This is a genomic window from Stenotrophomonas sp. K-6 (assembly GCF_056861555.1).
The window spans coordinates 301,047-322,534 of record NZ_JBSPUC010000005.1 but is presented as its reverse complement, the minus strand read 5'-3'; the positions used below and the strand labels follow the sequence as shown (position 1 = coordinate 322,534).

Genomic DNA, 21,488 nt, shown 5'->3' with positions numbered 1-21,488 from the left:
GGCCGCCGCCTGGCGGCGACGGCCTCCTCCTTGATTTTGCCCAGGGGCCTATCGGTCGCTACGGCGCTCGCGCGTGGTGGGTTCGCAAAGCGGCCCTTGATCTGCCCACCGCTACCGCAACCTGCTGCCACGAGGCGACCGGGCTGCTCCGGGAAGGACCGTCACCCGCATGGATGCGGGTGTCGAGCCTACAAGGAGGTATTTACGGCGCGTCCTGGACGGGGCTGCCCGGTCGCCTCACGCCATGAACATTCGAGGCGCCACGCCGTTGGCGAAGAACCAAAAAAAGCCCCGCACAGGGCGGGGCTTTTTCAGCACTTCCAATCACTCGATCAGTCGATCAACTAATCAGCTCAGCTGACCATGGCAGTGCTTGTACTTCTTGCCGCTGCCGCACGGGCACGGATCGTTGCGGCCGACCTTCGGCTCATCGCGGCTGACCTGCGGCACGCCATTCTGCGCCGCCTCCACCTGCGCGGCCTCTTCGTCCGCACCGTAACCGCCCGCGTCCTGGTGCTGGAACTGCGACTGCAGCAGACGCGCTTCGGCCTGCTGGCGCTCGGCCTGCTCCAGGGCAGCCACTTCCTCTTCGCTGCGGATGCGCACGCGCGCCAGCAAGGTCACCACTTCGCGCTTCACGTTCTCCAGCATCTCCGAGAACAGCTCGAACGCTTCCTTCTTGTATTCCTGCTTCGGCTGCTTCTGCGCATAACCACGCAGGTAGATGCCCTGGCGCAGGTAATCCATGCGCGCCAGATGCTCCTTCCAGCTCTGATCCAGCACGGTCAGCATCACGTGCTTCTCCAGCGCGCGCATGGTCTCGTCGCCCACGCCGGCTTCCTTCGCCGCGAAGTGCTCGTCCACCTTGGCCTGCACCTTCTCGGCGATGCCCTCGGCGTCCAGCTCCTCGTGCGACTTGACCAGCTCGGTCAGCGACATGTCGATGCCGAAGTCCGAGGCCAGCGTGGCTTCCAGACCCTGCAGGTCCCACTGCTCGTCGATCGAGTTCGGCGGCACGAAGCGCGCCACCACGTCGAAGATCACATCGCCACGGATGCCATCCACGTTGTCCTTCACCGACTCGGCGTCCAGCAGCTCATCGCGCTGGCTGTAGATCACCTTGCGCTGATCGTTGTTGACGTCGTCGAAGTCCAGCAGGTTCTTGCGGATATCGAAGTTGTGCGCTTCGACCTTGCGCTGCGCCTTCTCGATCTGGCGGCTGACCAGACGATCTTCGATGACGTCGTCTTCCTTCATGCCCATCATGCGCATCGCCTTCTGGACCCAGTCCGAGGCGAAGATGCGCATCAGGTTGTCTTCCAGCGACAGGTAGAAACGGGACGAACCCGGATCGCCCTGGCGGCCCGAGCGGCCACGCAGCTGGTTATCGATACGGCGCGACTCATGGCGCTCGGTGCCGACGATGTGCAGGCCACCGGCTGCCTTGACTGCATCATGGCGGACCTGCCACTCGGCCTTGACCTGGGCGCGCTGTTCCGGCGTCGCCTCTTCGCCCAGCTCGTGCAGCTGCGCTTCCAGCGAACCGCCCAGCACGATGTCGGTACCACGACCGGCCATGTTGGTGGCGATGGTCACCGCGCCCGGCATGCCGGCGTTGGCGATGATGGTCGCTTCGCGGTCATGCTGCTTGGCGTTGAGCACTTCGTGGTGCACACCGGCCTTGGTCAGGTGCTCGGACAGCATTTCCGAGGTTTCGATCGAGGTGGTACCCACCAGCACCGGCTGGCCGCGCTCGTTGCAGGCCTGGATATCGGCCAGCACCGCGTTGAACTTGCCGTTGCGGTTGAGGAACACCTGGTCCGAACCGTCCTTGCGGATGGTCGGGCGGTTGGTCGGGATCACCACCACTTCCAGGTTGTAGATGCTCTGGAATTCGTAGGCTTCCGTATCGGCCGTACCGGTCATGCCGGACAGCTTCTTGTACATGCGGAACAGGTTCTGGAAGGTGATGCTGGCCAGCGTCTGGTTCTCGCGCTGGACCGGCACGCCTTCCTTCGCTTCCACGGCCTGGTGCAGGCCATCGGACCAGCGGCGGCCGGCCAGGGTGCGGCCGGTGAATTCATCGACGATCACCACTTCGCCATCGCGCACGATGTAATCCACGTCGCGCTGGTAGATGGCATGCGCGCGCAGGGCGGCGTTGAGGTGATGCACCACGGTCAGGTTCTGCGCGGCGTACAGGCCTTCGGTCTCGGCATTGAGGATGCCGGCTTCGACCAGCAGCGCCTCGGCATGCTCCATGCCCGCCTCGGACAGATGGACCTGCTTGCCCTTCTCGTCGACCCAGAAATCGCCCTCGCCTTCCTCGGCTTCCTGCTTGATCAGGTGCGGGACAATGCGGTTGACGCGGATGTACAGCTCCGGGGAATCATCGGCCGGGCCGGAAATGATCAGCGGCGTACGGGCTTCATCGATCAGGATCGAGTCGACTTCATCGACGATGGCGTAGTGCAGGCCGCGCTGGTGGCGATCTGCGCGCGACAGCGCCATGTTGTCGCGCAGGTAATCGAAGCCGAATTCGTTGTTGGTGCCGTAGGTGATGTCGCTGGCATATGCCTCGCGCTTGTCGCCGTGCGGCATGCCCGGGTAAACCACGCCCACGCTCAGGCCCAGCCAGTTGTAGAGCTTGCCCATCTGCGCCGAGTCACGGCGGGCCAGGTAGTCATTCACGGTGACCACGTGGACGCCCTTGCCTTCCAGCGCATTGAGGTAGACCGGCAGCGTGGCGACCAGGGTCTTGCCTTCACCGGTGCGCATTTCGGCGATCTTGCCCAGGTGCAGGACCATGCCACCGATCAGCTGCACGTCGTAGTGGCGCATGCCCAGAACGCGGCGGCTGGCTTCGCGGCAGACCGCGAAGGCTTCCGGCAGCACCTTGTCCAGGGCTTCACCGTCAGCGATGCGCTGCTTGAATTCCGGGGTCTTGGCCTTGAGCTGCTCGTCGGAGAGCTTTTCGATTTCCGGCTCCAACGCATTGACCTTGGCGACGATGCGGTTGAGCTGGCGCAGCTGTCGTTCATTACGACTGCCGAAGACGCGGGTAAGCAGGCTGTTGATCATTGAAGGAACCGGTTGGAATGAGACGCCCCAACGGCGGCGCTTTCCCCGGGGGATGCGCACGCCGCAAACGAAACAGGGCGCACCGCGCCCTGTCTATGGCAACACCCATTGTAGCTTGGGACGGGGGTCCGGCGTTTCAAGCACCCCCGTTCAAGTTCGTTACCGTGATCAGCCCCGCGAAACGCGGCCGACCGGGGTGTTGCCGCCATCACCAAGGAACTTGCGCGGATTGACCACCTGGCCGCGTTCCCAGACCTCGAAGTGCACGTGGGCACCGGTGGAACGGCCCGTGGAACCGGCCTTGGCCACTTCCTGGCCGGCCCGGACCAGATCGCCCGGCTTCACCACCAAGCGCGAATTGTGCGCATAGCGGGTCACATAGCCGTTGCCATGGTCCACATCGACCACGTTGCCGTACCCGCCCTTCACGCCGGCGAAGCTGACCACGCCGTCGGCCACCGACATCACCGGGTCACCGACCTTGGCGTGGAAATCCATGCCCTTGTGGGTGGCCGCACCGCGACCGAACGGATCGCTGCGGGTGCCGAAGTTGGAGGTGATGTAGGTGTTGCGGATCGGCATGCGCGAAGGCACGGCGTTCTGTTCGAGCTGGTGGTCGAACATCAGCGATTCCATCACCGACAGCTGGCGGCCTGAAGCAGCAAAGCGCTGCTCCAGCACCTGTAAGTCGGCGTTGACCGCACTGACCGGGATGTCCTGGGTCGGGCCGGGCTCGCCTTCACCGAGGCCGGGGGTCTCGTTGAAGTCGAATTCGCCGTCTTCCAGCTTGCCCATCTGGGTGAGTCGTTCGCCCAGGGCATTGAGACGGGTCGCCTGTGCCTGCAGCTCGCCCATCCGCGCTGCCAGCGCGTTGACCTGGGTCTGAGCGTCCTTCTGGGCCTGCGCCAGCTCGCGTTCCTGCTGTGCGACCTTGGCGTGGAGCCGGGAATCGTTGAACATGCTGCCACCGATACCGGCACCGAAGCCGATCAGGCAGCCCACCCCCAGCACACTGCCCAGCAGGGCACGGGGGGAATCTTCGAAGTAGAAACGCAAACGCGCCAGCGGCGTCTTGGCCTGTCCTTCACGCGTTTTGATTACGATCTTTTTGAATGCCATCAGTGAGTTTTCATGTCTGAGCCGAAATCCAGTGCCCGTTCCCCATCCACACCGAAGCCGGCGCTGGATGCGGTCATGGCGGACAAAGCCGGTAACCCGCTGCGTCGTGCCTTGTGGCTCGACGCGCTGGACCGTCAATTGCGCCCCCATTTGCCGCCTGCACTGGCCACCCGTTGCCGGCTGGCGAATGTAAACGGCGAGCACCTCGTTTTTCTCGTCGAATCTCCCGTGTGGCACGCCAAGGTCCGGCTTGCCGAAGCACAGTTGATCGACGCGGCCCGGTCCATCGGGCTGAAGGTCACCAAGGTGACCGTCAAAACAGCATCTGCCCCTCCCCCACGCTCCCCAGCGATCGATAACAGGAATGGCCCCCACGCTGTTTCAGCCGCCACGCACAAAGGGCTACGCGACGCGTTGGCCTGTCTCCGCGATGTGGATTCGTCCAAATCGTGAAGCCATCGGGGCATCCCGCCCCTTCCCGGCCGCGTCACGATCACGTGAACTTTGGCTGGGAGCCGGTCTGCACTGTAGCGGCGGAACCGCCGCCAGTCGTTAGTGTTTTATTAAATTAACGTTAAATCCGGCAGAAACCTTGATGAGGTTCACAAATCTGTGCGCTGTGCACCCCCACGGTTCATTGACGTCAAGATCACATGGCTCTCAGCGCGTCTAAACCCCAGAAAACAGAAACGGCGCCATGGGCGCCGTTCTATTTTGTTTAAAATCAATTACTTGCGCAATTACAGGGCTCAGGCGTACGCCGGCAGACCGTAGACGACCGGTGCCTCGACCGCGGGCGAGTCATAGCTGACCCACTCCCAGGCACTGGCATCGGCCAGCAGCGCGCGCACCAGCTTGTTGTTGAGCGCGTGGCCCGACTTGAAGCCCTCATACGCGCCCAGCACCTGGCCGCCGGCCAGATACAGATCGCCGATCGCATCGAGGATCTTGTGGCGCACGAACTCATCGGCGTAGCGCAGGCCGTCGTCGTTGAGCACGCGGAACTCGTCGAGCACGATGGCGTTGTCCATCGAGCCGCCCAGGCCGAGGTTGCGCTCGCGCATGTACTCCAGATCCCGCATGAAGCCGAAGGTCCGGGCACGCGAGATTTCCCGGGTGTAGGCCTGGGTCGAGAATTCGATCTCGGCCCGCGATTGCTTGGCCGGGATCATCGGGTGGTTGAACTGGATGGTGAAACCGAGCTTGTAGCCTTCGTACGGTTCGAAGCGGGCGACCTTGTCGCCATCGGTGACTTCCACCGTCTTGAGAATGCGGATGAAGCGTTTCGGCGCGTCCTGCTCGGCGATGCCTGCCGACTGCAGCAGGAAGACGAACGGGCCGGAGGAACCGTCCATGATCGGCAGCTCGGCCGAGGACAGTTCCACGATGATGTTGTCCACACCCAGGCCGGCCAGAGCCGACATCAGGTGTTCGACGGTCTGGATCTTCGCCTCGTGATAGGTCAAGCCGGTGCACAGGGTGACTTCGGTGACCAGGTCCGCACGCGCAGGCACTTCCACCACCGGGTCCAGATCGACGCGACGGAAGACGATGCCGTGGTTGACCGGGGCCGGGCGCAGGGTCATGTAGACCTTGTCACCGCTGTGAAGGCCGACGCCGGTGGCGCGGATCGTGTTCTTGAGGGTGCGTTGCGGAATCATCGGGGGGCAGGACCAGAAAGCGCGCGGTCAGCGCGACTGTGACAAACAAGAATAACACGCACTACCGCTGTCCCTTCCGTGAACCGTGGTGCGTCGACAGCACTGCCCGGACGTGCGCGATGCACGACGGCGGTCAGACTGCCGGGCCGATCCTGGCCCGGCAGCATGGGACATGGAGGTGCTTACCGGGGAGGACAAGGCCCCGGCACGCGTTGCTCAGTCCGCCTGGCGGCGCAGGAACGCCGGGATGTCCAGGTAGTCGTTCGGCAGTTCAGCAGCAGCCGGGCCCGATGCGCTGGGGGCGGTCGGCGCCACGGTGTCGGCGCTCGGACGACGCAGGCCCATGCCCATGCCCATCCCGCCCACGGCCTTGGAGACCGCATCGCCGCCATTGTCGAACTCGCCGAACTCCGGCTGGCCGGTGGTGGCATTGCGGACCAGCTTGATCGGTGCGCGCTCGCCCGGACGCTGGGTCTTGGCGGCCACGGCACGGTTCAGGCCGGTGGCGACCACGGTCACGCGGACTTCGTCCTGCATGTCCGGATCCAGCACGGTGCCCACGACCACGGTGGCATCTTCGGAGGCGAAGCCATCGATGGTGCGGCCGATCTCGTCGAACTCGGCCATCGTGAAGTCGGCGCCGGCGGTGATGTTGACCAGGATGCCGTTGGCACCGGCCAGGTTCACATCGTCCAGCAGCGGGTTCTGGATGGCCGCTTCGGCCGCGGCCTGGGCGCGGTCATCGCCACGCGCGGTGCCGGTGCCCATCATTGCCAGGCCCATTTCGGACATGACGGTGCGCACGTCGGCGAAGTCGACGTTGATCAGGCCCGGGCGCACGATCAGGTCGGCGATGCCCTGCACGGCGCCCTGGAGGACGTCGTTGGCGGCACGGAAGGCCTGGATCATGGTGGCGTTGCGGCCCAGCACGGTGATCAGCTTTTCGTTCGGGATGGTGATCAGCGAGTCGCAGTGCTGGCTCAGTTCTTCGATGCCCTTCAGCGCGACCTGCATGCGGCGACGGCCTTCGAACGGGAACGGCTTGGTGACCACGGCGACGGTCAGAATGCCCATCTCCTTGGCCAGCTGCGCCACGACCGGGGCTGCACCGGTGCCGGTGCCACCGCCCATGCCGGCGGTGATGAACACCATGTCCGCACCCTGCAGGGCGTCCATGATGCGCTCGCGGTCTTCCAGCGCGGCCTGGCGGCCGACTTCCGGATTCGCGCCTGCGCCCAGGCCCTTGGTGACGTTGGTGCCCAGCTGCAGCTGCAGCTTGGCACCGCAATTCTTGATGGCCTGCGAGTCGGTGTTGGCGGTGATGAATTCCACGCCGTCCACACTGGTGCTGACCATGTGCGCCACGGCGTTACCGCCGCCGCCGCCCACGCCGATCACCTTGATCACCGCATTGGGTGCCATCTTTTCAATCAGTTCGAAATGCGCCATGTCCGTGTCCTCGTGTTGCCGTTTACGCGGGACGGGGGCTTCGGAGAATCCTTCTCCTGTCCTCCCCACCCGTCGTGCCGGCGAGTTGTAGTTGGTATGTCGGGCTGGATAGAGCCAACCGCGACGGTGGTGCCTGCTTCAATGGTCGGCCAGGTGGCCGGGTAACGCGGTTGCTGTGTACGTCGTGATGCGGTCTGTTGCGGTGTGCTGCGGTGTTGCGTGGACGGTGTGTGGATTTTTCGGGAACTGCTTATCGCTTATTGCATGTGTACTGCGTGTTGCGGTCCGCGATCAGAACTCGCCGCGGAACCAGGTTCTGAGTTTCTTGAACATGCTGCCGGCGCGGCCGGTGGGCAGCGACGGGCGACGCGGGTGTTCGATCTGGCTGCCCATCAGCAGCAGGCCCACGCCGGTGGCATGCACCGGATTGCCGACCACTTCGCCCAGCCCGGTGACGTGCTGCGGAATGCCCACGCGTACCGGCATCTGCAGCATTTCCTCGGCCAGTTCGACCACGCCTTCCATCTTCGAGGCGCCACCGGTGAGCACCATGCCGGCGCGCACCAGTTCTTCGAAACCCGAGCGGCGCAGTTCGGCCTGCACCATCTCGAAGATCTCTTCGTAGCGGCCCTGCACTGCCTGGGCGAGTGCGTGGCGCGGCATCCGGCGCGGCGGACGATCGCCGACGCTGGGCACCTGGATGCTTTCCTCGGCGGTGGCCAGCTGGGCCAGCGCGCAGGCATAGCGCACCTTGATCTGCTCGGCTTCCGGCGTCGGCGTGCGCAGCATGTGCGCGATGTCGTTGGTGACGTGGTCACCGGCGATCGGCAGCGAGGCGGTGTGGCAGATCGCGCCCTGCACGAACACGGCCAGGTCGGTGGTTCCGGCGCCCATGTCAACCAGCACCACGCCCAGCTCGCGCTCGTCGGCGGTCAGCACCGCCACGCTGGAGGCCAGCGAGGACAGCACCAGATCATCGACCTGCAGGCCGCAGCGCTGCACGCACTTGGAGATGTTGGCCGCCGCCGACTGTGCGCACACCACCAGGTGGGCATGCACCTCCAGGCGCACGCCGGTCATGCCGACCGGATTGCGGATGCCTTCCTGCGAATCGTCCAGCACGTACTCGCGCGGGATCGCATGCAGGATCTTCTGGTCGGCCGGAATCGCCACCGCCTTGGCCGCATCCAGCACGCGATCCAGATCGCCCCAGGTCACCTCGCCGTCGCGGATCGGTACGATGCCGGGCGAGTTCTTGCACTGCACATGGTTGCCGGAGATCGAGGCGTACACCGAGCGGATCTCGCAGCCGGCCATCAGCTCGGCCTCTTCGACGGCGCGCTGGATGGACTGCACGGTCGATTCGATATCCACCACCACGCCCCGCTTGAGACCGCGCGATTCGTGCGAGCCGATGCCGATGACCTCGATCGGATTGCCCGGCGAGTATTCGCCGACCAGCGCCACCACCTTGGAGGTGCCGATATCCAGACCGACGATCAGTGATTTGTCACCCTTGCGATTCATGTCCTTTCCTGCGTCCTGTGCGCCACATTGGCCGTTTCGGCCGGGGCGGCCGGCGCGGCCGGAGCCGGGGTACCCCAGCTCAGCGTGAAACCATTGGTGTATCGGAGGTCGGCGCGCTCGATCGGCGCCGCTTGATTGGCCAGCTGCGGCAGTACGCGCACGAAGCGCTGCAGGCGCGAGCGGGCATCATCGCGGCCAACGACCACTTCGGTGCCGTTGCTCAGCACCAGCGACCAGCTGCCGCGTGCATCCATGGTGACCCGCTTGACGTCTACCCCGGCCGGCGCGAACAGCGCGCGCGCATCGTTGTAGAGCGCCACCACTTCTTCGGTCTGGCTGTCAGGACCATCCAGGTCGGGCAGCTCCAGGTCCTGCAGCTTCTTCGGCGTAGCGAACAGCTTGCCCTGCTCGGAGAGCAGGCGGTCGTTGCCCCAGCGCGCGAACGGCTTGTGCTCGACCAGGGTGATTTCCAGCACGTCCGGCCACTGCTTGCGGACCTGCGCGCTTTCCACCCACGGCAGTGTTTCGATGGCGTCCTGTGCATCCTGCAGCTTGACCGCGAAGAAGCCGGACTTCGCATACGGCAGCACGACCTGCTGCAGCTGCTCGGCCGGCACCCGCTTGAACTCACCGTGCACACGCAGCTTGGCCAACGGCCACCGCTCGGCACCGACCCAGCCGTTGAGCACCGCCACCACGGGCAGTGCCACGACCGACAGGGCCAGCAACCAGACGAAGATGCGCAGCACCGCGTTCATGCGTGACGGTTCTCCTGCGCTGCGTGCGCCGGCAGGGTCTGTTCCAGCACGCGCCAGACCAGCTCTTCAAAGCCGATTCCGGCCTGGCTGGCCGACTTGGGCACCAGCGAATGGCTGGTCATGCCCGGTGCGGTGTTCACTTCCAGCAGATAGAAACGGCCGGTGCTGCGGTCACGCATCACGTCCACCCGACCCCAACCACGGCAACCGGCGGCGCGGAACGCAGCCAGTGCGAGGCGGCGGATCTCGATTTCATCCTCGCCCTCCAGGCCCGGGCACAGGTACTGGGTGTCCTCGGCGATGTACTTGGCGTTGTAGTCGTACCACTGGCCCTTGGGCACGATGCGGATCGACGGCAGCGCCTGGTCACCCAGGATCGCCACGGTCAACTCGTCGCCGACCACCATCTGCTCCATCAGCAGCTGGCCGTCGTAACGCACCGCCAGCGCGACCGCGTCATCCAGGTCGGCCTCTTCGGTGACGCGGCTGATGCCAACGCTGGAGCCTTCATTGGCCGGCTTGACCACCACCGGCAGGCCGAGCCCGGCCGCGGCGGCGTGGACATCGGAGGCCTGGTCCAGCGCGATGAAGCGCGGGGTCGGCAGGCCGTGCGACAGCCACACCTGCTTGGTGCGGATCTTGTCCATGCTCAGCGCCGAGCCGAGCACGTCCGAGCCGGTGTACGGCACACCGAAGGCTTCCATCAAGCCCTGCACGATGCCATCTTCGCCACCGCCGTTATGGCCGTGGAGGATGTTGAAGACGCGATCGAAGCGCTTCTCGACCAGCGCCAGCGCCAGGGCCGGGATGCCGTCGACCGCGATCGCATCGACGCCGCGCGCGCGCAGCGCTTCGATCACGTTGCGGCCCGAATCCAGCGAGACGTTGCGCTCGCTGGAGGTACCGCCGAGCAGCACGGCGACGCGGCCGAACATGGCCGGATCGGTGAGGCGCAGCGGGGGGAAGGTCAGCGTGTTCATGCGGCCGGCGTCTCCTGGAAACCTTCGCCGGCAATCTGCTGGGCGATGTAGCCGATGTCGCCGGCGCCCATCATCAGCAGCAGGTCACCGTCCTGCAGGACATCGGGCAGCACGTGGGCCAGTTCGCCGGCATTGCCGACCACCACCGGCTCGCTGCGGCCGCGCGCGCGGATGGCACGGGCCAGCGAACGCGAATCGGCACCCGGGATCGGCGCTTCGCCGGCCGGGTAGACCTCGCTCAGCACCAGCGCGTCCACTTCGGAGAGGACCGCGGCGAAGGCATCGAACTGATCACGGGTACGGCTGTAACGGTGCGGCTGGAAGGCCACCACCAGGCGCTGGCTCGGCCAGCCACCGCGGGCGGCGGCGAACACGGCCGCCAGCTCACGCGGGTGGTGACCGTAGTCGTCGATCACGCGGACCTTGGCACCGGTATGCGTGGTGACGATGCCCAGGTCGTTGAAGCGGCGGCCGATACCGGCAAAGCTCTCCAGCGCACGCGCGATCGCGTCCGGGGCCACGCCCAGCTGCCAGCCCACGGCCGCGGCGGCCAGTGCGTTGAGCACGTTGTGCGCACCGGGCAGGGCCAGCGTCACCGGGTGGCTGCTGCCTTCGGGCAGGCGCAGGGTGAAGCGCATGCGCGGGCCATCCTGGACCACATCCTCGGCACGCACGTCGGCGTTGCTGCTCATGCCATAGCTCATGACATGGCGCGGCGTCTGCGCGGCCAGCGCGGCCACTTCCGGATCGTCGATGCACAGCACCGCCAGGCCATAGAACGGCAGGCGCTGCAGGAACTCGGCGAACGCAGCCTGGACACGGGCGAAATCGTTGCCGTAGTTCTCAAGGTGGTCCGAATCGATATTGGTGATCACCGACACCAGCGGGTTCAGGCGCAGGAAGCTGCCATCGCTCTCGTCGGCTTCAGCCACCAGCCACTGGCCACCGCCGAGCTTGGCGTTGGCACCGGCGGCGAGCAGCTGGCCACCGATCACGAAGGTCGGGTCCAGCCCACCTTCGCTCAGCACGGCAGCGGTCAGGCTGGTGGTGGTGGTCTTGCCGTGCGTGCCGGCCACGGCGATGCCGCGGCGGAAGCGCATCAGTTCGGCGAGCATCGCCGCGCGCGGCATGATCGGGATGCGCTGGCTGCGCGCTTCCATCAATTCCGGGTTGTCATCCCGGATCGCGCTGGAGACGACCACGCAATCGGTGCCGAGCACGTTGGCGGCCGAGTGGCCGCGCATCACGCGCGCACCCAGGCCGGCCAGGCGACGGGTCGCGGTGTTGTCGGCGTTGTCCGAACCGGACACTTCATAGCCCAGCGTCAGCATCACTTCGGCGATGCCGCTCATGCCAGTGCCGCCGATGCCGACGAAGTGCACGCGCGGGAACGCGCGTACCAGGTCGTTGGTGTCGTGGAGGCGGCGGATCATGCGTGGCCTCGCGCCAGGCTGGCGCGCGTAGCGGTGTTCATTTGGATTCCTCGAGAATGATGTCGGCGATGCGCTCGGCGGCATCGACCTTGGCCAGGGCACGCGCGGCCTTGGCCATCTGCATGCGTCGGGCGGAATGTTCGGACAAATCGCGCAATACGCCTTCCACCTGTGTCGCCAGCGTTTCATCCTGCTTCAGCAACACAGCGGCGCCGCGTTCGACCAGATACTGCGCATTGCGGGTCTGGTGATCGTCGACGGCGGCTGCGAACGGCACCAGCACGCTGCCCACGCCGACCGCGCACAGCTCGGCCAGGGTGGAGGCGCCGGAGCGGCACACCACCAGATCAGCCCAGGCGAAGGCCTCGGCCATATCGGCAATGAAGGGTTCCACGCTGGCCTGCACGCCGGCATCGGCATACGCCTGCAGCGCTTCGGCGTGCAGCTTCTCGCCACTCTGGTGGCGTACCTGCACGGGCATCCCGGTGCCCAGCGCAGCCAGTGCCTTGGGCACCGCGTTGTTGAGCGCGCGCGCGCCCTGGCTGCCACCGAGCACCAGCAGGCGCAACGGGCCCTGACGGTTGGCCAGGCGCAGCTCCGGCGGGGTGATCGCGGCGATCTCGGCACGGACCGGATTGCCGACCGCTTCCTCGCGCTGGGCGAAGCTGCCCGGGAACCCGGTCAGGACGCGGCGTGCGAAGGGCGACAGCACGCGATTGGTCATGCCCGGCGCGCGGTTCTGTTCGTGCACCAGCAACGGCAATCCATGCAGGCGCGCGGCGATACCGCCCGGGCCGGAGGCGAAGCCACCAAAGGCGATCACCGCACGCGGCTGACGATCGCGGATCAGGAAACCGGCCGCACGGATCGCACGCAGCAGCCGCAGCGGCGCGCCGATCAGGGCCAGCTTGCCCTTGCCGCGCAGGCCGCTGATGGCCAGCGTATCGATGTGGATATCGTGCTGCGGCACCAGCCGCGTTTCCATCGCGCCGTCGGCACCGAGCCAGGTGACCGGCACGCCGCGCTCGCGCAGCACCTTGGCCACGGCCAGGCCGGGGAAGATGTGCCCGCCGGTGCCGCCGGCCATGATCATGACCGGGCGCTGGGACGGATCGAGGCGAGGTGTGCTCATCCCATCCTCCCCAGCGTCGGTTCAATGCGCTGCTGCATGCGGCTGGTGCCACGGGTGGCGCTGTTACGCGGGGCGGTATCGCGGGCAGCGCCGTCCTGCATGGCCGCGGCGATGGCACTGGCGGTGTCGGCCCTGGGGACATCACCCGGCAGCGGCCCATCCTGGTCGGCGCCCATGCGCACGGCCTGGCGGCGCTCGGCGCGGTCCAGTTCGTAGGAGACGCGCAGCAGCAGGCCCATTGCCACGCAGGTCATCAGCACGCTCGAGCCGCCCGAGGAAATCAGCGGCAGGGTCAGGCCCTTGGTCGGCAGGATGCCGAGGTTGACCCCGATCGAGACGAAGCTCTGCATGCTGATCCACAGGCCGATGCCGAAGGCGATGTAGCCGGAGAAGTGGCGCTTCATTTCCACGCAGCGCATGCCCAGCCAGAAGGTGCGGCCGACCAGCAGCGCATACAGCGAAATGATCAGGCAGGTGCCAAGGAAGCCCAGCTCCTCGGCGGTGACCGAGAAGATGAAGTCGGTATGCGCTTCTGGCAGGTAATACAGCTTCTGCACCGAATTGCCCAGGCCCACGCCGGTCCACTCGCCGCGGCCCACGGCCATCAGCGCGTTGGACAGCTGGTAGCCGTCGCCCTGCTGATCGGCCCACGGATCCAGGAAGGAGGTGATGCGGCGCATCCGGTACGGCTCGATGATCGCCAGCGCGCTCATACCGACCATGCCGATGATCACCGGCATGGACATGCGCGGCATGTTGACCCCGCCCAACACCAGCATGCCGGCAGTGATCGCCAGCAGCAGGGTGGAGGAGCCGAAGTCCGGCTGCAGCAGCAGCAGCACCACCAGCGCGCCAGCCACGCCGAGCGGCTTGAGCATTGCCGGCCAAGTGGCATTGACCTCATCGCGGAAGCGGACCAGATAGCTGGACAGCCACACGATGTAGAGCACCTTGACCGCTTCGACGGTCTGGAACTTGGAGATCCCCAGATTGATCCAGCGGCGGGCACCGTTGACGCTGCTGCCCAGGCCGGGGATGAACACCACCACCAGCAGCGCAAAGCAGCCCAGCAGCAGGATCTGGTTGTACTGCTCGATGCTCTTGAGCTCGGTGCGCATGGCGATGATCGCCAGCCCGATGCCCACCGCCAGGAAGATCAGGTGGCGGTTGAGGTAGTAGAACGGGCTGCTCATCAACGCGATTGAGCTCGACGCGACCATCACCACGCCCAGCCCGGTGAGCGTGATGATCGCGCCCAGCAGCCACTTGTCGAAGTGGCCTCCGATGGCTTCCAGGCGGGTGGCTTGGCGCGACAGGTCGTTCATCAGCGGACCTTCAACGTGGCCAGGCCGATCAGGACCAGCACGACCGAGATGATCCAGAAGCGCACGATCACGCGCGGCTCCGGCCAGCCCTTCAATTCGAAGTGGTGGTGGATCGGTGCCATGCGGAACACGCGCTTGCCGGTCAGCTTGAACGAAGCGACCTGGATCATCACCGACAGCGTCTCGATCACGAACACACCGCCCATCACCACCAGCACCAGTTCCTGCCGGGTGATCACCGCGATCGTGCCCAGCACCGCACCCAGCGCAAGCGCGCCGATGTCGCCCATGAAGACCATGGCCGGATAGGTGTTGAACCAGAGGAAGCCCAGGCCTGCACCGGCGATCGCCGCGCAGATGATGACCAGCTCACCGGCACCTGGGATCTGCGGGATCTGCAGGTAGCTGGAGAACACCACGTTGCCCGAGGCATAGGCGAACACGCCCAGCGCGCAGGCGACCAGCACGGTCGGCATGATCGCCAGCCCGTCCAGGCCGTCGGTCAGGTTGACCGCGTTGGAGAAGCCGACGATCCAGAAGTACGCGATGGCCACGAAGCTGATGCCGGCCAGCGGCAGCGCGATGGACTTGAACATCGGGATGTAGAACGTCATCGCCGCCGGGACATCGGCGGTGTAGAACAGGAACAGACCGGCAGCCAGACCAAAGATCGACTGCAGCAGGTACTTCCAGCGCGACTTCAGGCCGTTCGGATCACGCCGGACGATCTTGATCCAGTCGTCGTACCAGCCGATCGCGCCGAAGCACAGCATCACCGCCAGCACCAGCCAGACATAACGATTGCGCAGGTCGGCCCACAGCAGCACCGACAGCGTGATCGTCAGCAGGATCAGCGAGCCGCCCATGGTCGGCGTGCCGGCCTTGGCGAAATGGGTCTGCGGGCCATCCGTACGGATCGGCTGGCCGCCCTTGAACTGGGCCAGCTTGCGGATCATCGCCGGGCCGAGCCACAGCGACAGGAACAGGGCGGTGAGCGCCGCGAGGATGCCGCGCAGGGTCAGATAGCCGAACAGCCCGAACAGGCTCTCCAACTGCTGCAGCCATCGGGCCAGTTCAAGCAACATGGGGGGTTTCCTCTCCTTGCGCGAGCAGCGCTTTGACGATCGTGTCCATGGCGCTGCCACGTGAGCCCTTGACCAGGCAGCGCACGCCGGCATGCAGTTCGCTGGCGAGCGCGGCGGCCAGCGCCTGGTGACTCTGGAACGCCTGGCCGCCTTCACCGAAGGCGGTCGAAGCGGCGGCGCTCAGCGGGCCGAGCGTGTACAGCCGCTTCAGGCCGGCCTCGCGAGCGCGGCGGCCGGCCTGGGCATGCAGGGCTTCACCGTCCGGGCCGAGCTCTCGCATGTCACCCAGCACCAGCCAGCCTTCTTCCTTCGTGCCGGCCAAGGCATCGATGGCAGCGGCCAGCGAACCTGGGTTGGCGTTGTAACTGTCATCGATCAGCACCGCGCCGTTGGGCAGCTGGTGCGCGATCTGGCGGCCCGGGACCGGCTCGGCGCGGGCCAGGCCGGCGGCGATCTGCGCCACCGCAATGCCCGCCGCCAGCGCCAGCGAGGCAGCGGCCAGCGCGTTGCTGATGTTGTGCCGGCCCGGCAGGCCCAGCGTGATCTCGGCATCGCCCGCGGGCGTGGACAGCACGAACTGGCTGCCTTGCGCGGCCGGACGGATTGCGCGCGCGGTGACGTCGGCGGTGTGCTCCAGGCCGTAACGCAGCACGCGGCAGCGCGGCGGCTGGCCGACGATGTGCTGTTCAAACCAGATCCCGAAGGCGTCATCGGCATTGATCACGGCCACGCCATCGGAAGGCAGCGCCGCGTAGATCGCGCCCTTGGTGGTGGCCACGCCCTGCAGGCTGCCCATGCGCTCCAGATGCGCCGGCGCGATGTTGTTCACCAGCGCGTAGTGCGGGCGCACGATCTCGGTGAGGTAGGCGATGTCGCCCGGCTTGCCGGCGCCCATCTCGTAGACGGCGTAGTCGGCATCTTCCGGCGCGTCGAGCACCGCCAGCGGCAGGCCGATCTCGTTGTTGCGGTTGCCCGGGTTGGCATAGACCACCTTGCCGTTATCACGTGCCACCTGTTCCAGGATCGCCAGCAGCAGGCTCTTGACGCTGGTCTTGCCGTTGCTGCCGGTGATCGCGAAGACCGCGGTATCGCGGTCGCGCTGCATGCCGGCGGCGATGCGACCGAGGGCGTGTTCGCTGTCGGCGACGACGATCTGTGGCAGCGCCACATCCAGCAGGCGCTCGACCAGCATCGCCGAGGCACCGCGCGCCAAGGCGTCGGCGGCGAAGTCATGGCCATCGAAGCGCTCGCCACGCAGGGCCACGTACAGGCTGCCCGGGGCCAGCGTGCGGGTGTCATTGCTGATGGCATCGATGGCGGTGTCTTCGCCATGGATCTCGCCACCGGCCCAGTGGGCGATCAGCGACAGCGGGGTGCGCTTCATGGTGCATCCTCCGCGCGCGCGGCCAGCACACGGCCAGCGACTTCAGTGTCGTCGAACGCGTGCTTGACCCCGTGGATCTCCTGGTAGGGCTCGTGGCCCTTGCCGGCGATCAACACGATGTCGCCCGCGCCGGCCTGGCCGATCGCGGTGGCGATTGCGGCGGCGCGGTCGCGCTGCACGGTGACGGCAGCGGGTGCCGCGAATCCCTTGAGGATGTCGGCCACGATCACGTCGCCGTCTTCGCCGCGCGGATTGTCGTCGGTGACGATGATCACGTCGGCATGGCGTTCTGCGATGGCGGCCATCTGCGGGCGCTTGCCGGTGTCGCGCTCGCCACCACAGCCGAACACGCAGACCAGGCGCCCGGCCAGATGGCCCTGCACGCTGGTCAACGCCTGTTCCAGCGCATCCGGGGTGTGGGCGTAATCGACCACGACGGTGGGCAGGCCACTCTCGCCGCCCAGGCGGTTCATGCGCCCGGCGATCGGCTGCAGCTGCGAGAGCAGCGCGGCGATCGCGGCCGGGGTGTGATCCAGCGCATAGAGCGCACCGGCCACGGCCAGCAGGTTGTCCACGTTGAAGCGGCCGAGCAGCGGCGACTGCACCGGATGGCGCTGACCGTCCACGACCAGATCGAAGGCGATGCCGCGGCCGTCCAGGGTGAGCGAATCGGCGCGCAGGGTGGCCTGTGCGGCACCGCGCGAACTCACACCGATCGGGCGCACGGTCTCGCCGACGGTGCGCAGCAGTTCACTGCCGAAGCTGTCATCGAGATTGACCACGGCGGCCTTGAGCCCGTCGCGGTGGAACAGCTTGGCCTTGGCCGCGCCGTACTGCGCCATGTCGCCGTGATAGTCGAGATGGTCGCGGGTGAGATTGGTGAACACCGCCACGTCGTAATGGACCGCGTCCACGCGGCCCTGGTCGAGCGCGTGCGAGCTGACTTCCATCGCCACGGCCTGGGCACCGCCGTCGCGCAGCTGTGCCAGCACCTCATGCATCTGCAGCACCAGGGGTGTGGTGAAGCCGGTCGGCACGACATCGCCATAAAGTCCGACGCCCAGCGTGCCGATACTTCCACTGCGGGTGCCGAGCAGGTGCCAGGCCTGGGCCAGCAACTGCACGGTGGAGGTTTTGCCGTTGGTGCCTGTCACGCCCACCATGGTCATCGCGCGCGAGGGGTGGCCGTGGAACTGGTCGGCCATCGCACCCAAGCGGTGGCGCAGGCCGGGCACGGCAATCGCATCGGCCGGCGCCGGCAACTCGGCCGGGGCCGGCGGGTCGAACAGGATTGCCCCGGCGCCATTGGCGCGGGCCTGATCGACAAAGCCCAGCCCGTGCGCGCCGAAGCCGGCGATCGCCACGAAGGCATTGCCCGGGCGCACCGCGCGGCTGTCCAGCACCAGGCCGGTGATGGTCGGGTCGTGGCTCAGCGCCATATCGGGAAGCAACTGCGACAGCAACATCATCTGGCTCATTGCGTGCCTCCCTGCGCGGGCGGCACTGTGGCGTGCGCGCTGGGCAGCGCGGCATCGAATTCTGCGGCGGCATCGGGCGCGATCACCGTTTCCGGCGGCGGCGTCGGCAACGACGAGGCGGTATGCCCCAGCTTTCCGGACTGCTGGGCGGCCAGCCACGACTCGATGTCATCCGGCGGCACGTCCATCAGGCGCAGCGCGCCCTCCATGACGTTGTGGAACACCGGTGCGGACACCAGGCCGCCGTAGTACTTGCCGGCCTGCGGGTCGTTGATGACGATCACCGTGGCAAAGCGCGGGTTGGTGGCCGGCACCACGCCGGCGAACAGCGCGTTGTAATGCCCGCGCTCGTACCCGCCCGGCCCGGCCTTGCGGGCGGTACCGGTCTTGCCGGCCACGTGATAGCCCAACACGGCTGCCTGCTTGGCGCCGCCCTGGGTGACCACGGTTTCCATCATCGCCACCACTTCCTTGGCGATGTTCTCATCGATGATCTGCTTGCCTTCGTTGCGCTGGCCCTTGACGAAGGTCGGCGCGATCAGCTTGCCGCCGTTGCCCAGCGCCGAGTAGGCGGTCGCGATCTGCAGCGGCGTGACATTCAGGCCGTAGCCGTAGGACATGGTGGTCTTGGACGAACCGCTCCAGCGCGCCGGGCGCGGCAGCACGCCGGCCGATTCACCGGGGAAGCCACTGTGCGGGGCGACGCCATAGCCGAAGCTGTGGATGTGGTCGTAGAAGACCTGGTCCGGCATCTTGGCCGCGATCTTGGCCGCGCCGATGTTCGAGCTGCGGGTGATTACGCCGGTGACGTTGAGCACGCCGTTGTTGCGCGGCACATCCTTGATGGTGAACCGGCCCACGGCCATGTAGCCCGGGTTGGTATCCACCGTGGTGTCCTTGGTGACCACGCCGGACTGCAGCGCCGAGGCGATGGTCAACGGCTTCATGGTCGAGCCGGGCTCGACCAGGTCGGTCACCGCGCGGTTGCGGCGGGTATCCGGTGCGGCGCCACCGACGGCGTTGGGGTTGTAGGTGGGCAGGTTGACCATGGCGAGCACTTCGCCGGTCGCCACATCCATGATCACCATCGAACCGCCGGCCGCCTTGTTGGCGATCAGCGCGTTGCGCAGCTCCTTGAACGCCAGGAACTGGATGCGGCGGTCGATGCTGAGGGTGAGGTCCTTGCCCGGCTCGGCGGCGCGCAGCAGATCGCTCTCCACCGTGTCGCCCTTGCGGTTGCGGATCACGCGCTTGGCGCCGGCCTTGCCGCGCAGCCATTCGTCGAAGGCCAGCTCCAGCCCCTCCTGGCCGCGGTCGTCGATGTTGGTGAAGCCGAGCACGTGCGCCATCGCCTCACCCTGCGGGTAGAAGCGGCGGAACTCGCGCTGCGAGGCCACGCCCGGAATCTTCAACGCGACCACTTTTTCCGCGTCGTCCGGATTGATCCGGCGGCGCAGGTACATGAATTCCTTGTCGGCCTTCTGCGAGAGCTTGGAGGTCAGCTCATCCAGCGGCATGCCCAGCGCGGTCGCCAGCTCGGGGATGCGGTCCGGCGAACGCAGCAGTTCCTGCGGGTTGACCCAGATCGAGGCGACCGGGGTGGACACCGCCACCGGTTCGCCATTGCGGTCGGTGATCATGCCGCGCGAGGTATTGATCGGCAGTTCGCGCAGGTAACGCGCTTCGCCCTGGCGCTGGTAGAACTCGCTGTTGATGATCTGCACATATGCAGCGCGACCGACCAGCGAGACCGAGCACAGGCCGAGCGCCAGCCCCACCCACTTCAGGCGCTGGCGGAGGTTGAAGCTGTTGCGCGCACGGTTGCGACCGGACTTGTTCATGGCCGGATCACCACGACATCGGCCGCTTCCGGGAACTTCATACCCAGGCGCTCGCGGGCGACGCGGTCGACCCGGGTTGCCTCGGCGAGGGTGGCCTGCTCAAGCTGCAGGCGACCGAACTCGATGTTGATCTCATCGCGCGCACGCTCGACCCGGGACAGCTCCACGAAGGTCTGGCGGTGGCGATGGCGCATGAACACCACCCCGATCGCCGAGGCGACGGTGCAGGCCAGCAGCACGATCAACAGCAGGCGGCTCATCCAGCCACCTCACGTTTTTCGGCGACACGCAGCACGGCGCTGCGCGAGCGCGGATTGACCGCCAGCTCGTCGTCGTCGGCCTTGATGGCGCCGCCGTGCAGGTCCAGCGTCGGCACGAACGCGGCCAGCTCGGGCAACCGGCGGTTGCTCGGCGGTGCCTTGGCGTAGCGGTTCATGAACTGTTTGACGATGCGGTCTTCCAGCGAATGGAAGCTGATCACCGCCAGCCGGCCACCGGGCTTGAGGCGTGCCAGTGCCGCGTCCAGGCCGGCTTCGAGATCGGCCAGTTCACGGTTGATATGGATGCGGATCGCCTGGAAGCTGCGCGTGGCCGGGTGGATCTTGTCCTTGCCACGCGGCATCACCGAGGCGATCAACTCGGCCAGTTCGGCGGTGCGGGTGAAGGGCTGCTTGTCGCGGCGGGCGACGATGGCCTTGGCGATGCGACGGCCCTGGCGCTCTTCGCCATAGGTCCACAGTACGTCCATCAGCTCGCGCTCTTCAACGCGGTTGAGCCACTGGGCAGCGCTTTCGCCGCTGTCCGGATCCATGCGCATGTCCAGCGGGCCATCCTTGCCGAAGCTGAAACCGCGCTCGGCGACATCCAGCTGGGGCGAGGACACACCCAGATCGAACAGCACGCCATCCAGGCCCTCGGCGGTGGCCTCCCAGTGCAGCAGATCGGCGAAGCTGCCGCGGAAAATCGAGACGCGCGGGTCCGGCGCGAAATCGCGCTCGGCTACCGCAATCGCCTCCGGATCCTTGTCCATGACCAGCAGCCGGCCTCCAGGACCGAGTTGCTCGAGCACGCCGCGGGCGTGACCGCCACGACCGAACGTGCCATCGAGATACACGCCGTTTTCGATCACCTTCAGGCCATCCAGGACCTGCGTGTACAGGACCGGCAGGTGGCCTGCCGGCGACTGCGACACCGGAAGGTGACCGGTCTGCGCTGCTCCGCGCATCCGGGCACCC

At 66.5% G+C, this 21,488-nt stretch carries 17 protein-coding genes; 1 reads left to right on the top strand and 16 read right to left on the bottom strand.

Going from position 1 to position 21,488, the window contains the following annotated elements; genetic code table 11:
- Window positions 1-348: 348 nt before the first annotated feature.
- The gene (gene secA, locus AC13F7_RS16375; RefSeq protein WP_481468678.1) at window positions 349-3,081 is read right to left on the bottom strand and encodes a preprotein translocase subunit SecA; all 2,733 of its coding nucleotides are present in this window, start codon (window positions 3,079-3,081) and stop codon (window positions 349-351) included.
- Window positions 3,082-3,249: 168 nt separating this feature from the next.
- Window positions 3,250-4,200 carry a M23 family metallopeptidase gene (locus tag AC13F7_RS16370; RefSeq protein ID WP_019182479.1) on the bottom strand — a complete coding sequence of 317 codons (951 nt, stop codon included), beginning with the start codon at window positions 4,198-4,200 and terminating at the stop codon, window positions 3,250-3,252.
- Window positions 4,201-4,212: 12 nt separating this feature from the next.
- Here AC13F7_RS16370 and AC13F7_RS16365 point away from each other — a divergent pair, with 12 nt between their 5' ends.
- On the top strand, window positions 4,213-4,653 hold the full coding sequence (locus AC13F7_RS16365; RefSeq protein ID WP_026069663.1) for a DciA family protein: 441 nt from the start codon (window positions 4,213-4,215) through the stop codon (window positions 4,651-4,653).
- Window positions 4,654-4,949: 296 nt separating this feature from the next.
- Here the strand turns inward: AC13F7_RS16365 and lpxC are convergent, their stop codons facing one another.
- The 14 genes from lpxC to rsmH form a co-directional block, all read right to left on the bottom strand.
- Window positions 4,950-5,861: a UDP-3-O-acyl-N-acetylglucosamine deacetylase gene (lpxC, locus tag AC13F7_RS16360; protein WP_123728351.1), complete on the bottom strand. Its 912-nt coding sequence runs from the start codon at window positions 5,859-5,861 to the stop codon at window positions 4,950-4,952.
- A gap of 216 nt (window positions 5,862-6,077) precedes the next feature.
- The gene (gene ftsZ / locus AC13F7_RS16355; RefSeq protein ID WP_481468676.1) at window positions 6,078-7,310 is read right to left on the bottom strand and encodes a cell division protein FtsZ; all 1,233 of its coding nucleotides are present in this window, start codon (window positions 7,308-7,310) and stop codon (window positions 6,078-6,080) included.
- 291 nt (window positions 7,311-7,601) lie between these two features.
- Entirely contained in the window at window positions 7,602-8,837 is a 1,236-nt protein-coding gene (gene ftsA / locus AC13F7_RS16350; protein ID WP_481468675.1) for a cell division protein FtsA, read from the bottom strand.
- A complete protein-coding gene (locus tag AC13F7_RS16345) occupies window positions 8,834-9,595 on the bottom strand; it encodes a cell division protein FtsQ/DivIB (RefSeq protein WP_481468674.1) in 762 nt (253 codons plus the stop codon). The genes ftsA and AC13F7_RS16345 overlap by 4 nt, the downstream gene beginning before the upstream one ends.
- Entirely contained in the window at window positions 9,592-10,575 is a 984-nt protein-coding gene (locus AC13F7_RS16340; RefSeq protein WP_483002152.1) for a D-alanine--D-alanine ligase, read from the bottom strand. The genes AC13F7_RS16345 and AC13F7_RS16340 overlap by 4 nt, the downstream gene beginning before the upstream one ends.
- Window positions 10,572-12,008 (bottom strand): UDP-N-acetylmuramate--L-alanine ligase, encoded by a 1,437-nt coding sequence (murC, locus tag AC13F7_RS16335; protein ID WP_481468671.1) that lies wholly within the window; start codon window positions 12,006-12,008, stop codon window positions 10,572-10,574. Before murC ends, AC13F7_RS16340 begins: the two co-directional genes overlap by 4 nt.
- A gap of 37 nt (window positions 12,009-12,045) precedes the next feature.
- On the bottom strand, window positions 12,046-13,140 hold the full coding sequence (gene murG / locus AC13F7_RS16330; RefSeq protein WP_483002150.1) for an undecaprenyldiphospho-muramoylpentapeptide beta-N-acetylglucosaminyltransferase: 1,095 nt from the start codon (window positions 13,138-13,140) through the stop codon (window positions 12,046-12,048).
- Window positions 13,137-14,465, bottom strand: a complete 1,329-nt coding sequence (ftsW, locus tag AC13F7_RS16325; RefSeq protein WP_483002148.1) for a putative lipid II flippase FtsW — start codon at window positions 14,463-14,465, stop codon at window positions 13,137-13,139. Before ftsW ends, murG begins: the two co-directional genes overlap by 4 nt.
- On the bottom strand, window positions 14,465-15,550 hold the full coding sequence (gene mraY / locus AC13F7_RS16320; protein WP_088433957.1) for a phospho-N-acetylmuramoyl-pentapeptide-transferase: 1,086 nt from the start codon (window positions 15,548-15,550) through the stop codon (window positions 14,465-14,467). The genes ftsW and mraY overlap by 1 nt, the downstream gene beginning before the upstream one ends.
- Window positions 15,540-16,934 (bottom strand): UDP-N-acetylmuramoyl-tripeptide--D-alanyl-D-alanine ligase, encoded by a 1,395-nt coding sequence (locus tag AC13F7_RS16315; protein WP_483002146.1) that lies wholly within the window; start codon window positions 16,932-16,934, stop codon window positions 15,540-15,542. The genes mraY and AC13F7_RS16315 overlap by 11 nt, the downstream gene beginning before the upstream one ends.
- Window positions 16,931-18,412: a UDP-N-acetylmuramoyl-L-alanyl-D-glutamate--2,6-diaminopimelate ligase gene (locus AC13F7_RS16310; protein WP_483002144.1), complete on the bottom strand. Its 1,482-nt coding sequence runs from the start codon at window positions 18,410-18,412 to the stop codon at window positions 16,931-16,933. The genes AC13F7_RS16315 and AC13F7_RS16310 overlap by 4 nt, the downstream gene beginning before the upstream one ends.
- Window positions 18,409-20,253 (bottom strand): peptidoglycan D,D-transpeptidase FtsI family protein, encoded by a 1,845-nt coding sequence (locus AC13F7_RS16305; RefSeq protein ID WP_481468663.1) that lies wholly within the window; start codon window positions 20,251-20,253, stop codon window positions 18,409-18,411. Before AC13F7_RS16305 ends, AC13F7_RS16310 begins: the two co-directional genes overlap by 4 nt.
- Window positions 20,250-20,513, bottom strand: a complete 264-nt coding sequence (ftsL, locus tag AC13F7_RS16300) for a cell division protein FtsL (RefSeq protein ID WP_019182492.1) — start codon at window positions 20,511-20,513, stop codon at window positions 20,250-20,252. Before ftsL ends, AC13F7_RS16305 begins: the two co-directional genes overlap by 4 nt.
- On the bottom strand, window positions 20,510-21,478 hold the full coding sequence (rsmH, locus tag AC13F7_RS16295; protein WP_265309631.1) for a 16S rRNA (cytosine(1402)-N(4))-methyltransferase RsmH: 969 nt from the start codon (window positions 21,476-21,478) through the stop codon (window positions 20,510-20,512). The genes ftsL and rsmH overlap by 4 nt, the downstream gene beginning before the upstream one ends.
- Window positions 21,479-21,488: the final 10 nt, after the last annotated feature.